Source organism: Brevundimonas sp. (assembly GCF_046293315.1).
In the GTDB taxonomy this organism is placed as follows: domain Bacteria; phylum Pseudomonadota; class Alphaproteobacteria; order Caulobacterales; family Caulobacteraceae; genus Brevundimonas.
In genome coordinates, this window is sequence record NZ_JBKBPF010000106.1 from 1 (window position 1) to 551 (window position 551).

Consider the following 551-nt stretch of genomic DNA (forward strand, 5'->3'; position numbering starts at 1 on the left):
TGTCTATCCCTCTCATGCCTCGGGCGGGCTGCTCGCCACCGCGGCCGACATGGCGCGCTTCGCCGCGGCGGGCATGGCCGGGGCACGGCAGGACGTCCTGACAGCCGATGGCGTGGCCGCGCTGCACCGCCCCGCCGTCGCCGTGGGCGGCCTCTTCGGCCTCGTGGCCGAAGGCTACGGGCCGGGGCATTTCACCGAAACGCTCTCGGACGGGCGGCGCGCGGTCTGGCACGGCGGCCAGGGCTACGGCTGGATGAGCCACATGCACCTGGTGCCCGAGACCGGCGCGGGCATCGTGCTGCTGTCGAACAGCCAGCGCGCCTGGCCGCTCTTTGCCGCCATCCTGCGCGACTGGTCGGAGGGTCTCGGGGTCGAACCGGTCGGCATGGCGCGCATCCTGCTGGCGGAACAGGCGGCGCGCATTGCGATCGCGCTGGCGTTCGCGACGGCGGGGCTGGCGTTCTGGCGGGCCTTCCGCGGCAGCCGTCCCGCACCCGCGCTGCGGCTCGTGGTTGGCGGGGTCGCGGCGGGGCTGATCCTCTGGCCGGCCT

The 551-nt window shown here is 74.8% G+C and carries 1 protein-coding gene; it reads left to right on the top strand.

Annotated features, from left to right (window positions below; genetic code table 11):
* The coding region (locus tag ACK4SE_RS14260; protein WP_409694040.1) for a serine hydrolase at window positions 1-551 on the top strand (551 nt) is incomplete at both ends.